10 protein-coding genes are annotated in these 13,721 nt (G+C 69.8%); 4 read left to right on the forward strand and 6 right to left on the reverse strand.

The annotated features are described in order from the left end of the window. Nucleotides 1–17: 17 nt before the first annotated feature. From Q0632_RS15275 to Q0632_RS15300, 6 genes are all read right to left on the reverse strand, one after another. Entirely contained in the window at nt 18–2,888 is a 2,871-nt protein-coding gene (locus Q0632_RS15275) for a PAS domain-containing protein (RefSeq protein ID WP_298931666.1), read from the reverse strand. Between the two features lie 66 nt (nt 2,889–2,954). Continuing rightward, nucleotides 2,955–3,683, reverse strand: a complete 729-nt coding sequence (gene mtgA / locus Q0632_RS15280; protein ID WP_298931668.1) for a monofunctional biosynthetic peptidoglycan transglycosylase — start codon at nt 3,681–3,683, stop codon at nt 2,955–2,957. 7 nt (nt 3,684–3,690) lie between these two features. Further along, a complete protein-coding gene (gene aroE / locus Q0632_RS15285) occupies nt 3,691–4,518 on the reverse strand; it encodes a shikimate dehydrogenase (RefSeq protein ID WP_298931670.1) in 828 nt (275 codons plus the stop codon). Further along, on the reverse strand, nt 4,518–5,366 hold the full coding sequence (locus Q0632_RS15290; RefSeq protein ID WP_298931729.1) for a TonB C-terminal domain-containing protein: 849 nt from the start codon (nt 5,364–5,366) through the stop codon (nt 4,518–4,520). The genes aroE and Q0632_RS15290 overlap by 1 nt, the downstream gene beginning before the upstream one ends. Before the next feature lie 2 nt (nt 5,367–5,368). Next, the gene (locus Q0632_RS15295) at nt 5,369–7,420 is read right to left on the reverse strand and encodes an RNB domain-containing ribonuclease (RefSeq protein WP_298931672.1); all 2,052 of its coding nucleotides are present in this window, start codon (nt 7,418–7,420) and stop codon (nt 5,369–5,371) included. Nucleotides 7,421–7,468: 48 nt separating this feature from the next. Further along, nucleotides 7,469–8,062 carry a YqiA/YcfP family alpha/beta fold hydrolase gene (locus tag Q0632_RS15300; protein ID WP_298931674.1) on the reverse strand — a complete coding sequence of 198 codons (594 nt, stop codon included), beginning with the start codon at nt 8,060–8,062 and terminating at the stop codon, nt 7,469–7,471. A 31-nt stretch (nt 8,063–8,093) separates the two neighbouring features. On the opposite strand from Q0632_RS15300, the gene rodA reads away from it, so the two are divergent. Genes rodA through Q0632_RS15320 form a run of 4 tightly spaced genes read left to right on the forward strand, consistent with a single transcriptional unit; the run spans nt 8,094 to nt 13,721 of the window. Next, the gene (rodA, locus tag Q0632_RS15305; RefSeq protein WP_298931676.1) at nt 8,094–9,248 is read left to right on the forward strand and encodes a rod shape-determining protein RodA; all 1,155 of its coding nucleotides are present in this window, start codon (nt 8,094–8,096) and stop codon (nt 9,246–9,248) included. Beyond that, a complete protein-coding gene (locus Q0632_RS15310) occupies nt 9,249–10,127 on the forward strand; it encodes an NAD(P)-dependent oxidoreductase (protein ID WP_298931678.1) in 879 nt (292 codons plus the stop codon). A gap of 10 nt (nt 10,128–10,137) precedes the next feature. Further along, the gene (locus Q0632_RS15315) at nt 10,138–11,637 is read left to right on the forward strand and encodes a PAS domain-containing sensor histidine kinase (protein ID WP_298931680.1); all 1,500 of its coding nucleotides are present in this window, start codon (nt 10,138–10,140) and stop codon (nt 11,635–11,637) included. After that, nucleotides 11,634–13,721, forward strand: coding sequence for a protein kinase (locus Q0632_RS15320; protein ID WP_298931682.1), 2,088 nt, complete (start codon nt 11,634–11,636; stop codon nt 13,719–13,721). The genes Q0632_RS15315 and Q0632_RS15320 overlap by 4 nt, the downstream gene beginning before the upstream one ends.

Here is a 13,721-nt window from a genome sequence, read left to right on the forward strand (position 1 = left end):
GGCGGCCGGCGGCGCCTTCAGCTGGGGGCGTGCACGCCCGGCAGGGTGAAGAAGAAGGTCGCGCCCTTGCCCGGCGTGGCCTCGGCCCAGACCCGGCCGCCCTGGCGCGAGATGGCGCGCGCCACCGTCGCCAGGCCGACGCCGGTGCCGGGGAACTCGTCCTCGCGGTGCAGGCGCTGGAAGGTGCCGAACAGCTTGTCGGCGTAGGTCATGTCGAAGCCGGCGCCGTTGTCGCTGATGAAGAATTCACCGCGCTCGCTGTCGCAGCCGACGATGATCTCGGCGCGCTCCTGGCGGGCGGTGAACTTCCAGGCGTTGCCCAGCAGGTTTTCCAGCACCGAGCGCATCAGCCGGGCGTCGCCGGTGACGGCCAGGGCCGGCTGCACCTGCCAGGTCACGCGGCGCTGCGGCTGGTCGGCCTGCAGCTGGGCCAGGACGTCCTGGGCCATGGCGCTGATGTCGACCACGCTGCTGTCCATGGGCTGCTTGGACACCGTGGCCAGCGTCAGCAGGCCGTCGATCAGGTCGGACATGTGGCGCACGTTGGCCTGGATGCGCGACAGGTAGTGGCGCGCCTTGCTGTCGGGCGTTGGCTGGATCTCGCTTTCCAGCAACTGGGCGAAGGAGGCGACCCGCTGCACCGGCGAGCGCAGGTCGTGCGAGACCGAGTAGGAGAAGGACTCGAGCTGCTCGTTGGCCAGCCGCAGCGCGGCCTCGTTGGCCATGATGTCGGTGACGTCGCTGTCGATGCCGACCCAGAAGATCGCGCTGCCGGCGGTGTCGAGCACCGGGGTGGCCCGGTAGATGGTGGTGTGCCAGCTGCCGTCCTTGGCGCGCAGCCGCCGCGTGCCGCCAAAGCCGCTGTGCTTGTCGCGCGCATCGCGCCACCTGGCGCGTACGCCGGGGAGGTCGTCGGGGTGCACCAGCTCCATCCATTCGCGGCCGTACCACTGGCCGGGTACGCCGCCCACCAGCTCGTACCAGGCGCGGCTGAAGAAGGTGACCTTGCCGTCGGTGTCGATGGTGCGGATCGGCAGCGGGGCCTGTTCGGCCAGCGCCCGGAACAGCGCCTCCTGGCGCGCCAGCTCGCTGGTGCGCTGGTTGACTTTCTCTTCCAGGCCGGCGTTGAGGGCCTTGATCTCGGCCACCATCTGGACCCGGTCGGTGATGTCCTGTTGCGCCCCCTGGATGGCGATGATGCGGCCTTCGGCGTCGCGCACCGGCTCGCCGATGGAGCGCATCCAGATCCTGTGGCCGCGCGCGGTGAACATCTCGATCTCCACATCGAAGGGCGTGCCTTCCACCGCGCATTGTTCCAGCCGCAGCTGGCTGTAGGCCTTGGAATCGGGTGTGAACAGCTCCGAGATGCTGGCGCGCGGGTGGATGCCCGGCGCCAGGTCCAGCACGGCGGCGGCCTCGGGCGAGTATTCGACCACCTGGCGCACCAGGTCCAGCTTCCAGCCGCCCATGCGGGTCAGCCGGCCGGCCATGGCCAGCAGGTCGGCTTGGGCGTTCAGGCGCGTGTGGGCCTGCTTGAGCGCGTCGATCTCGGTGGCCGTGCCGTACCAGGACTGGACCTGGCCAAGCACGTCGTAGCTGGGCACGGCGCGCACCAGCTGCCAGCGGTAGCTGCCGTCGCGGTAGCGCAGGCGCGCCTCGTGCCGGGCCTCGGTGCCCGTCTGCACCGCGCTGCGCAGTGCCTGCGCGGTGGCGTCGCGGTCGTCGGGATGGACCTCGCGTAGCCAGCCCTTGCCCAGCGCATCGCGCACCGGCCGGCCGGTCGCTTCGCTCCAGTGCGTGTTCATGAATTCGACCGCGCCGTCGGGCCCGCAGACGAAGACGATCTGCGGCATGGCCTGGGCCAGCTGGCCCAGCCGCAGCTCGGTGGTCTGGCGTCTGCGCTGCTGGCGCTGCAGCTGCACGGCCAGGCCGGCGCCGCCGGCCACGGCGATCAGCCAGCAGATGGCGGCCAGGCCGGCGAAACGGGTCCAGTTGTCCAGCACGCTGTCGTAGGACACGCCCGTCGCGATCACCAGATCGGGGTAGGTCGGCAGGATGCGGAAGGCCGCCATCCGCTCCACGCCGTCGAGCGGGCTGCGCGAGCGGTAGACGCCATCGGAGGACCGGGACAGGTGTTCCTTGAACAGCGTCGAGCCGGCAAAACTCGAGCCCACGCTGCCCTCCCGCGCGGGCGCGCGCGCCAGCACCTGGGCCGTGCCCCGGTTGACCAGGGAGACAGCGTGCAGGGTGCCCATGCCCACCCCGCTCCACATGGTCTCGAAGTACGCCGGATCGATGATGGCGACGATGACGCCCTGGAAGCTGCCGTCGGCACCGTGCATGGGCTGCGAGGCGCTGATGGCCCAGGAGCCGGTGCGGCGCGTGCGCACCGCCGGGCCGACGTAGAAGCCGGTCTCGGGCGCGCGCTGGTAGACCTGGAAGTACTCGCGGTCGGCCACAGACTGGCCGGGGGCTTCAGCGTCCGAGCCCAGGGTGACCGTGCCGACGCGATCGGTCACCAGCAGGGCGCGCACATAGGGCAGGTGCTGCAGCTGCTCGCGCAGCATCAGCCGGCCGGAGTCGGCGTCCAGGCCGAGGCCGGAGCGCAGTGCCTGGAGGTGCGTTTCGGTGATTTCCAGCCGCTGGTCGATGGTCTGGAAGGTGCGGATGGTCTGCTCGGAGATGACGTGGGCCAGCGACTGGGTGCGCAGTTCGGCCACGCGCAGGGCTTCGTCGCGCAGAAATGACAGCGCCACGGCCAGCAGCGCAGCCGAGACCAGGGCAAACAGCAGGACCACGCGCAGCGCCGGTTGGCCCGCCGGCAGCGGGGCGGGCTGGAAACTGCTGTTGCGGAATGTCTGGCTATCGCCTTGGCCGGGCCAGCGCATGGTTCTCCTTGCAAGCACCTTCAGCCATGATGCACTGCCGGGCAGGAATCTGCGCAACTTTCGTGCTCAGGGTAATTCCGAATCGCGCATGCGCGCCACGATGGTGCCGGCGCGGCTGGCCAGGTAGCCCGAGTTGGGCAGCTTCTCGAAGTAGCGCGGGCGCGGCAGCATGACGGCCAGGCGGGCCGCCTCGTAAGGTGTCAGGCGCGAGGCCGGCTTGCGGTAGTAGTGCCAGGCCGCGGCTTCGGCGCCGAACACGCCCTCACCCCATTCCACGCTATTGAGGTAGATCTCCAGGATGCGTTGCTTGCCCAGCATCTTTTCCAGCGCAAAGGCCAGGACGATCTCCTGCCCCTTGCGCAGCAAGGTGCGCTCACCCGACAGCAGCAGGTTCTTGGCCAGTTGCTGGGTGATGGTGGAACCGCCGACGACCTTGGCCGGCCTGGCGTCGGGCCGCAGCTGGGCGCGCCGCGCCGCCTGTTCCTCGGCCTTGGCGTTGCGCGACCAGGCTTTTTCCAGCGCTTCCCAGTCCACGCCCTCGTGGTTGCTGAAGCTGCCGTCCTCCGAGGCGATCACCGCGCGCTTGAGATTGTCGGAAATGGCGCCGTAGTCCACCCATTGCTGGCGCCAGCGCAGCTGGCCGCTGGTGGTGCTGATGCGCCAGGCCTCGGAGCGCTGGAACGTGGTGGACTGCGGAGCCATGGCCGCCATCACGGCGATGCGCGCCAGGAAGAACAGCTGCAGCACGGCCGCAGCCACCAGCACCAGGGCGATCCAGCGCAGGACGGACTTCATGGTGGGCTCAGTCCAGGATGGCGCGCAACTCGGCCAGCACCTGGGCCGAGGGCGGGCGCACGCCGCGCCAGAACAGGAAGGCCTCGGCGGCCTGCTCCACCAGCATGCCCAGGCCGTCGCGCGGCTGCGCGCCGTGGGCGCGCGCCCAGTCCATGAAGCCCTGGGCCGCAGGCCCGTACATCATGTCCACCGCCAGCGCGCCGGGGCGCAGCACCGAGGCCGGCACGGGGATGCCGGCGCCGCCCAGGCTGCTGGCCGTGGCATTGATCACGAGCGCGTGGCTTTCCCGCACGGCATGCAGCTCGGGCGCTTCCAGCCGCACGCCGTGCTGCTGCGCCAGCGCCTCGTGGCGCGCCACCAGCACCGCGGCCTTGGCCTGGGTGCGGTTGGCCACCACGATGCGACGCGGCCGCGTTTCGATCAGCGGGCCCAGCACGCCGGCGGCGGCGCCGCCGGCACCGATCAGCAGCACGTCCAGCCCGGCCAGCGTGACGCTGGCATTGACCTGGATGTCGCTGACCAGGCCGATGCCATCGGTGTTGTCGGCGTGCACGGCATCGCCATCGAAGCGCAAGCAGTTGCAGGCGCCCGCCAGCTGGGCGCGCGCGCTCAGCTGCGTGGCCAGCGGCGCGGCTTCGAACTTGAAGGGCACGGTGATGTTGCAGCCCTTGCCGCCTTCCAGGCGAAAGGCCCGCACAGCCTCGGCGAAGCCGTCCAGCGGGATTAGGCGGCGGCCGTAGTGCAGGTCCTGGCCCGTGAGCTGGGCAAAGCGGGCATGGATCCAGGGCGAGCGGCTGTGCTCCACCGGGTTGCCCATCACACAGTAAGAGTCCATCAGCGATTGGTGAGTTTGGTTTCCAGGGTCTCGTCGCGCGTGAAGCGAAAGCGCGAGACCACCACGATCTGGTCGGCCTGGCGGCGCATCGCGTCGCTGAAGCGGCCGAAGGGCGCGGCCGCCAGGGCGATGGTCTGCGCCCGCCTGTCCAGCGTCAGGTTGCCCGAGGTTTCCACCACTTCGGTGGCCAGCACTTTGCCGTCGTGGTTGACGGTGACGATCATGGTCAGCTCGCCGTACAGCTTTCTGCCGGCCAGCTCGGGGAAATTGAGCGTGCCGCGGTCCTCGATCTTGCGGCGCAGCGTGTCGTAATAGACCGCATAGACCTCTTCACGCGTGGCCGGGCTGATGTAGCGCTTCTTGGGCCGCGCGTTTTCCTCGTTGATGCGCCGCTCGATCTCGGCCAGCAGCTTGATCAGCTGGCGGCGCCGGTCCTCGCGGGACTGGGCCTCGGGCGTGTTGCTCGGCTGCTTGGGGTCGGGCGGGGGCAGGGCGGCCAGCTGCTTGCGCAGCTGGGCCAGCATCACCATCTGCTGCTCCTGCATGGCCTCGATCTTCTTTTGCGAATCCTCCGAGGCGTCGCCCAGGTCGGTCAGGGCCGAGGGCGGCAGCGGCGAGGTGGCGCGGCCGGTGGCGGCCTCGCCGCCGCCGGCCAGCGAGCTCTGGGCGATGGCCTGGGCCTTCTCGGGCCGCTCGTTGGTTTTGGCGTTGACCAGCACCACCTCCAGCGGCGTGTCCTTGAAGACCCGGTTGAAGCCCTCGGGGTCGACGAAGCGCACCGTCAGCAGCACGGCATGGACGGCGACGGACACGCCGAGCGCGATCTGCAGGGTGCTGAAGGACTTCAGGTTCACGAGGGTTGATTATCGGCCGGCGCGCCGGCTTCGGCCTCGTTGACGTCGACCGCGATGGCGATCGGGCCGGCGGCTTCTTCGTCGTCGCCGCCTTCGTCTTCGGTCGCGGCTTCGGGTGCGGCGTCCAGCCGCTCAATCACCGTTCCGTGCACATCCAGCGTGATCTCGTCGATGGCGCCGAGCTTGACCCGCACCCGGGCGCCGCGCGGCAGCTCGTTGCCGCCCAGCACGCCCAGCACCAGCGGGAGCTCGTCGGCGCGCGCCAGGCCTTCGCGGAACATGGTGGCCGTCAGCTCGGTGATGCCCTGCTGGCGGATGTGCGTGAGCGTCCAGAAGCGCTCCATGCCGGCCTGGTAGCCGTTGTAGGCGGAGTAGGCCGCGTCGAAGCCCGAGATGATGGAAAACAGCTCGGCGTCCTTGGGCTTGAAGGGCGCGGCCAGCGCCGCGGTCTTGCCGTGGCGCGCGGCGGCGATGATCTGCCACTGGTTGACCAGGTCGGTGTAGCGGCGCAGGGGCGAGGTGCTCCAGGCATAGCTCTTGACGCCGATGCCGGCGTGCGGCGCGGCCTTGGTGCCCATGCGCACCTTGACGCCGGGCGCCAGGCTGGCCTGGCTGCGGTAGATGCCGGGCACGCCCAGCTCGTGCAGCCAGTTGCCCCAGCTGCTGTTGGCCAGGATCATGGCCTCGGCCACGATCAGGTCCAGCGGCGCGCCGCGCCGGCGCACGCTGATCTGCACCGTCTCGTTGCCCACAGGCTCGGCGCCGTCGTTGCCCACCAGGCGGAAGTTGTAGTCGGGCCGGTTGAAGTTCTCCGGCTTGCCGCGCACGATCTCGCGCTGGGCCTTCAGCTGGCGTGCCAGGCGGTATAAAAATGAGAGCGGCTCACGCAGACCGGAAGGGGGCTGCGGGCCTGTTTCGTTCTCAATCGAGGGATCGAGCAGCCAGTCTTCGGTGACCGCGCCATCGAGCTGGTCGTGGCGCAGGTTGTGGGCGATGGGCACGCGCTCGAGCCGGGTCTGCGTGTCTTTCAGGGCCAGCGTTTCCTCGTCGAAGCTGGCATAGAGCGACACCGCCGGGCAGTCGCGCCCTTCGAGCAGGGTGTAGGCCTGCACCACCTCGTCGGGCAGCATGGTGATCTTGTAGCCCGGCATGTAGACGGTCGACAGGCGCTGCCGCGCAACGTTGTCGATGGCCGTGGCCGGCTGCACCGCCAGGCCGGGCGCTGCGATGTGGATGCCCACCGTCACCGTGCCGGTGCCCAGGCCCTGCACCGACAGCGCGTCGTCGATCTCGGTGGTGCTGGAGTCGTCGATGGAGAAGGCCTGCACATCGGCCAGCGGCAGTTCGTCCCCGATGGCCGGCGCCTGCAGCGGCGGGAAGGCCGTGCCCTTGGGGAAATTCTCGAACAGGAAGCGCTTCCAGTGGAACTGGTAGGCCGAATCGATGGCGCCGGCCTTTTGCAGCAGGTCCAGCGGCGCGGCCTGGGCCTTGCGCGAGGCCTCGACCACGGCCTTGTATTCAGGCGCGTTCTTGTCCGGCTTGAACAGGATCTTGTACAGCTGCTCGCGGATGGCAGGCGGGCAGCTGCCGGCCACCAGGTCCGCCGCCCAGCCTTCGATCTGTGCCTGCACGGCCTTTTTCTTCTCGATGGCGGCCAGGGCCTGCTGCACGATCTCGGCCGGCGCCTTGCGAAAGCGCCCCTTGCCGGCGCGCCGGAAGTAGTGCGGCGCCTCGAACAGGCGAAACAGTGCGCCCGCCTGCTGGGCCAGCGTGGCCTTGTCGCTGAAATAGTCGCGCGCCAGGTCAGCGAAGCCGAACTCCTCCTCGGGCGCGAATTCCCAGGCCAGTTCCAGCTCGATGGACGATGCCAGCGCCTGGGCTTCGCGCACCAGGTCGGCCGGCGCCGGCTTGTCGAACTTCAGCAGGACGTTGGCGGCCTTGACCTTGACACGCTTGCCGCTGTCCAACTCGATCTGGGACGAGGCTTCTGCCTCCGACAGGACGCGGCCAGCCTGGAATTTCCCGGCCTCTTCAAACAATGCAAACATGGGGTGATTGTCCCATGCGTCCCGGCGGCGGCCGCCGGGCTGGGCTCCCTACAGCCCCAGGAAGCCCAGGACCTCGCCGATGTGGGCGTCGAAATCCGACAGGGCGTGGTCGCCGCCTTCGAGCAGCTTGTGGTGTGCGCCGGGGTAGCGGTCCGCCATCTCGCGCCAGTCCAGCACCTCGTCGCCTTTGGCGATGACGGCGAAATAGCGCTGCGGATCGGCCACCGGCCCGTGCTGCAGGGCGCGCAGTTCGTCGACGAAGGCCGGTGCGAAGAAAAAGCGCTCTTCGGGCGCGTGCCAGGAAGCCTGCTCGCCGATGTACTTGGCCAGGTCGCGCGCCGGGTCCACCGCCGGATTGAGCAGCACCGCCGGGCAGCCGGTGGTCTCGGCCACATGGGTGGCATAGAAGCCGCCCAGCGAGGAGCCGATCACGCCCATCGTGTGCTGCGGCCAGCCGGCGATGCCCTGCAGCATCAGCTGGGCGGCCGTCCGTGGCGAGGGCGGCAACTGGGGGCACCACCAGACCACCTCGGGATGGCGCTGCGCCATCCGCGCGGCCACCTGGCGGGCCTTGGCCGACTGGGGCGAGGAGCGGAAGCCGTGCAGGTAAAGAAGGTGGGTGACGGGCGTGCCGGAAGCCATGGGCCGCGATGCTACCGGAGATAATCGCCCGATGTCCGCCGTCTTCGAACAACCGTCGCTGCGCCGCCGCGTCGCCCCCATGCTGGAAGGCTTCGACGGGCCGCTGGCCTTTGCCGTCTTCCTGCTGGCCTGCGCCGGCCTGCTGACCATGTACTCCTCGGGCTTCGACCACGGCACGCGCTTCGTCGACCACTGCCGCAACATGCTGATCGCCGGCGCCATCATGTTCGTGGTGGCGCAGATCCCGCCGCAGCGCCTGATGACGTTTGCCGTGCCGCTGTACGTCCTGGGCGTCTCGCTGCTGATCGCGGTGGCGGTGTTCGGCATCACCAAGAAGGGCGCGCGCCGCTGGCTCAACCTGGGCGTCACCATCCAGCCCAGCGAGATGCTCAAGATCGCCATGCCGCTGATGCTGGCCTGGTGGTTCCAGAAGCGCGAAGGCCAGCTGCGGCCGCTGGACTTCATGGTTGCCGCAGCGCTGCTGGTGCTGCCGGTGGGCCTGATCATGAAGCAGCCCGACCTGGGCACCGCCATCCTGGTGCTCACGGCCGGCCTGGCGGTGATCTTCTTCGCCGGCCTGTCCTGGAAACTGATCGCGCCGCCGGTGATCGTCGGACTGGCGTGCGCGGTGCTGCTGGTGGTGTTCGAGTCGCAGCTGTGCGCCCAGGGCGTGCGCTGGCCCATCCTGCACGACTACCAGCAGCAACGCATCTGCACCCTGCTGGACCCCGGCAAGGATCCGCTGGGCAAGGGCTTCCACATCATCCAGGGCATGATCGCCATCGGCTCGGGCGGCCTGTTCGGCAAGGGCTTCATGCAGGGCACGCAGACCCACCTGGAGTTCATCCCCGAGCGCACCACCGACTTCATCTTCGCCGCCTACTCCGAGGAGTTCGGCCTGGCCGGCAACCTGTGCCTGATCGCCGCCTTCATCTTCCTGATCTTGCGCGGCCTGGCCATCGCATTGGATGCTTCCACCCTGTTCTCGCGCCTGCTGGCCGGCGCGGTGACCATGATTTTCTTCACCTATGCCTTCGTCAACATGGGCATGGTCAGCGGCATCCTGCCGGTGGTGGGCGTGCCCCTGCCCTTCATCAGCTATGGCGGCACGGCGATGGTGACGCTGGGTGCGGGCCTGGGCATCCTGATGTCCATCTCCAAGGCCAAGCGGCTGGTGCAATCCTAGATGACCGCCGCCCGCACGGTTGGGGTTGTGGGCGTCGGCAACATGGGCGGCGCCATGGCGCAGCGCCTGCTGGCGCAGGGCTGGCGCGTGCAGGTTTGCGACCTGGATCCAGCCAAGCTCGCCGAGTTTGAGGGATTTGGGGCTGTGGCCCGCTCCACACCGTCGCAGCTTGCTATTGATTCTGTAGCGATCATCGTCTGCGTGGTGGATGCGGACCAGGCCCGTGAGGTGCTTTTCGGCGAGCACGGCGCGGCCGCCGCGCTGCAGCCGGGCCAGGCCGTGCTGCTGTGCCCGACCATCGCGCCGCAGGATGTGGAAGACATCGCCGCGCGGCTGGCGCTGGGCGGCATCGCCACCATCGACGCGCCCATGTCGGGCGGTCCGGCACGCGCGCGCGACGGCTCCATGAGCCTGATGCTGGCCTGCGCCGACGCAGTGTTCGAGCGCCACCGCGCCCTGCTCGAGGCGCTGAGCAGCAAGATCTTTCGCATCAGCGAGCGGCCCGGCGATGGCGCCCGCACCAAGCTCGTGAACAACCTGCTGGCCGGCATCAACCTGGTGGGCGCGGCCGAGGCCATGGCCCTGGCCCAGCGGCTGGGGCTGGACCTGGGCCGCACGCTGGAAGTGATCGAGCAGTCCAGCGGCCAGAGCTGGATCGGCAGCGACCGCATGCGCCGGGCCATCGCCGGCGACTACGCGCCGCGCGCCCATGTGAGCCTGCTGCAAAAGGACACGCGGCTGGCGCTGGGCGCCGCCGAAGCGGCCGGTTTCAGCGGCCCGCTGGGCGCGGCGGCGCACGATGCCTTCGAGCGCGCCGCGCAGCAGGGCCTGGCCGGCCTGGACGACGCGGCCCTGTTCAAACTGCTGTCGCGCTCCTAGACTCGGCGGCATGACCGAGCCGCACCGCGCCATCGAGACAGCCGCCGAGTTGCTGCGTTACCGCACGATGGTGGAGCACGCGGCCGAGGGCATCTGCGTCGGCCAGGGAGGGCTGCTGCGCTTTGCCAACCAGCGCTGCCTGGCGTTGCTGGGCGCGACGCGCGAGACCATGGCCTTGCGCCAGATGATCGACTACGTGCACCCCCAGGATCGCGCCTTCGTCAGCCGCCAGCGAGAGCGGCGCGACCGCGGCGAGCAGGTGCCGGCCTTCGAGGCGCGTTTCCTGCGCCCGGGCGGCGAGGTCTCCTGGGTCGAAATCAGCGGCGTGGTGGTGGAGTGGGACGGCGCGCCGGCCAACCTGTTCCTGCTCAAGGACACGACCGAGCGGCACGCGCTCCATGAATCGCTCAAGAGCGCCCTGGCGCAGCGCGAGGCCATCCTGGAGACCGCCACCGTCGGCGTCACCTTCCTGGTCGAGCGACGCCACCAGTGGCTCAACCGCACGCTGGCGCGCATGCTCGGTTACGAGCCGGCCGAGCTGCTGGGCCAGGAGACCCGCATGCACTACGCCAGCGACGCCGACTTCGAGGCCGTGGGCAGGCGCGCCTACAGCGAGATCGACCTGAGTGGCCACTGTTCTTCCGAGGTGCAGATGAAGCGCAAGGACGGCAGCCTGCTGTGGGTGCAGGTCGACGGCACGGCCATCACCCAGGGGCCGATGCGCGGCACGGTCTGGACCTATGTCGATGTCACCCAGCGCCGGCTGGCCGAGCAGGAACTGAGCCGCGCGCTGGCGCGCGAGCGCGAGCTGGGCGAGCTCAAGTCGCGCCTGCTGTCGATGGCCTCGCACGAGTTCCGCACGCCGCTGGCCGCCATCCTGTCCTCGGCCGAACTGATCGGTCACTACGGCGACCGCATAGCGCCGGACGAGCAGCGCAGCATCATGGCCGACCTGGTGGCGGCGGCGCGCCGCATGCAGCTGATGCTCGAGGACACGCTCACCCTGAGCCAGGCCGAGGCCGGCCGGCTGGAATTCCAGGCGCGGCCGGTGGACGTCGAGGCGGCCTGCCGCCAGCTGCTGGGCGAGGTGCGCTCGGCGCAGCAGGGTCACGCGCTCAAGCTGGAAGTCCAGGGCATCGGCACGCGGCTGCTCGACGCCCGTCTGCTGCAGCACATCCTGGCCAACCTGGCGACCAATGCCTGCAAATACTCGCCGGCCGGCAGCCAGGTGCTGGTGCGCATCGAGGGCGATGCGCACAGCCTGACCCTGGAGGTGACCGACCAGGGGATCGGCATCGCGCCGGCCGATCTGCCGCGCCTGTTCGACAGCTTCCACCGTGGCGGCAACGCCGGCCAGCGGCCCGGCTCCGGCCTGGGCCTGGCGATCGCCATGCACTGCGCGCGCCTGCACGGCGGGCAGATCGACGTGGTCAGTAAACTCGGTGCCGGGAGCACCTTCCGCGCGACGCTGCCGGCGCCGCCGGCGGCCGCGCCCGCACCGCCGCCATGACCACCATCCTGATCGTCGAGGACGACGATGCCATCCGCAACAACATCACCCGCCTGCTCAAGCTGGAGGGCTATGACATCGTCTCCGCGGTCAACGGCCGCCAGGGCCTGGAGCGCCTGCGCGAGGTGCGGCCCGACCTGGTGATCTCCGACGTCGGCATGCCGGAGATGGACGGCTTCGAGCTGCTGGAGGCGGTGCGCGCCGAGCGCGGCCTGGCCGCCACCCCGGTCATGCTGCTGACGGCGCTGGACGACCGCGCCAGCATGCGCCGCGGCATGACGGCCGGCGCCGACGACTACCTGGCCAAGCCCTTCACCCGGGTCGAGCTGCTTGAGGCGCTGGCAGGCCTGTTGAAGAAAAAGGGCCGCATCGAGGACAGCATCGAGTCGGCCGTGGCCGAGCGCGAGGCGCATCTGCGGCGCGCCTTCGGCGAAAGCCTGGACGGCAAGGCCCTGTCCGACAAGTTCGCGCTGGCGGCGCCGGCCGGCGCGGTGCCCGACCAGGTGATCGAGGCCACGGTGCTGTTCTCCGACATCCGCAACTTCACCTCGCTGGCCGAAAAACTCGATTCGGCCGAGGTGGCGGAGCTGCTGACCGAATACTTCGAGCGCAGCTGCGAGCCGGTGCTCAAGAACGGCGGGCGCCACCTGAAATTCATCGGCGACGGCTTGATGGCGGTGTTCGCCGACACGCTCAGCGGCGGCTCGCCGCTGCCGGCGCCGCGCCGCGCCATCTCGGCGGCGCTGGCCATGGCGCTGGCCACCCACGAGTTTCGCGCCTGGCTGGACCAGCGCTTCGCCGACCGCGGCCTGCCGCCGTTTGCCATCGGCGTGGGCGTGCACAGCGGCGAGGTCACGATCTGCCGGCTGGGCTCGGCGCACAACAAGGAGACCACGCCGATTGGCGACACCGTCAACGTGGCGGCGCGGCTCGAAGGCGCCAGCAAGGAGCTGGGCTGGACCGTTGTGGCCAGCAATGCCGCGCTGCAGGGCGCCGGCGGTGGCATCCAGACCGGCGGCATGACGGCGCTGGCGGTGCGCGGCAAGAACGGCTTCATCGACGTGGCCGAGATCACCGGCCTGGTCACCGACCTGGAGGACAGGCGCCACGGCATGGCCACGCTGACCGAGCGTGCCGCCGAGGTGCGCGCCGCGGTGGAGATCAATTCGGCGATCACCGCCCGCGCCGTCAAGGGCGCGCTGCAGTCCAAGCTCAGCGCGCTCAAGGGCCACCAGTTCACCGAGGGCGAGGAGCCGCTGCGCCTGAAGGGCTACCGGCTGTCGCGCAAGATCGGCTCGGGCGGGATGACCGAGGTCTACCTGGCCCAGCGCGAGAGCGACGGCCTGCCGGTGGTGCTCAAGGTGCTGGACGCCAGCGGCCAGGCCGCCAGCGCCCAGCTGGCGCGCTTCATCCAGGAATACACACTGCTGTCGAGAATCGAGCATCCGCATGTGATCCGCATCTACGACCAGGGCTTCACCGACGACCACGCCTACATCGCGATGGAGTATTTCGAGCAGGGCGACCTGCGCTCCGAGCTGCGCGCCGGCATGGACCAGCGGCGCGTGCTGGAGGTGGTGCGCCAGGTGGCGCAGGCGCTGGACGCCATCCATGGGCGCGGCGTGATCCACCGCGACCTCAAGCCCGAGAACATCATGCGCAGGGCCGACGGCAATGTGGCCCTGGCCGACTTCGGCATCGCCAAGTCCATGCAGCGGGAAGGCGGTCTGGACCTGACCCAGACCCACCACGGCGACGTGGTGGGCACGCCCTACTACCTGAGCCCGGAGCAGGCCGCGGGCGATGCCATCACCCCGCTGTCGGACCTGTACAGCCTGGGCGTGATGATGTTCGAGATGCTGGCCGGCCAGCGGCCCTTCCGCGCCGAATCGCTGGCCCTGTTGCTGGCCCACCATGTGTCGGCGCCGACGCCGCAGCTGCCCCAGGCGCACCGGGCCCTGCAGCCGCTGGTCGACAAGTTGATGGCCAAGGCGCCGCAGGAGCGCCATGCATCGGCAGCCGCCTTGCTGGCCGACCTGCAGCAGCTGACCCTGCAGCGAACCGTGGCCGGGCCGCAAGCCTAG

The sequence above is a fragment of the uncultured Ramlibacter sp. genome (assembly GCF_936925435.1).
GTDB lineage: Bacteria > Pseudomonadota > Gammaproteobacteria > Burkholderiales > Burkholderiaceae_C > Ramlibacter.

Coding starts and splice junctions, on each gene's coding strand:
- Q0632_RS15275 (WP_298931666.1), bottom strand. CDS start 2,888: ATGCGCTGGCCCGGCCAAGGCGATAGCCAGACATTCCGCAACAGCAGT.
- Q0632_RS15310 (WP_298931678.1), top strand. CDS start 9,249: ATGACCGCCGCCCGCACGGTTGGGGTTGTGGGCGTCGGCAACATGGGC.
- Q0632_RS15300 (WP_298931674.1), bottom strand. CDS start 8,062: ATGGCTTCCGGCACGCCCGTCACCCACCTTCTTTACCTGCACGGCTTC.
- Q0632_RS15315 (WP_298931680.1), top strand. CDS start 10,138: ATGACCGAGCCGCACCGCGCCATCGAGACAGCCGCCGAGTTGCTGCGT.
- aroE (WP_298931670.1), bottom strand. CDS start 4,518: ATGGACTCTTACTGTGTGATGGGCAACCCGGTGGAGCACAGCCGCTCG.
- Q0632_RS15320 (WP_298931682.1), top strand. CDS start 11,634: ATGACCACCATCCTGATCGTCGAGGACGACGATGCCATCCGCAACAAC.
- Q0632_RS15295 (WP_298931672.1), bottom strand. CDS start 7,420: ATGTTTGCATTGTTTGAAGAGGCCGGGAAATTCCAGGCTGGCCGCGTC.
- rodA (WP_298931676.1), top strand. CDS start 8,094: ATGTCCGCCGTCTTCGAACAACCGTCGCTGCGCCGCCGCGTCGCCCCC.
- mtgA (WP_298931668.1), bottom strand. CDS start 3,683: ATGAAGTCCGTCCTGCGCTGGATCGCCCTGGTGCTGGTGGCTGCGGCC.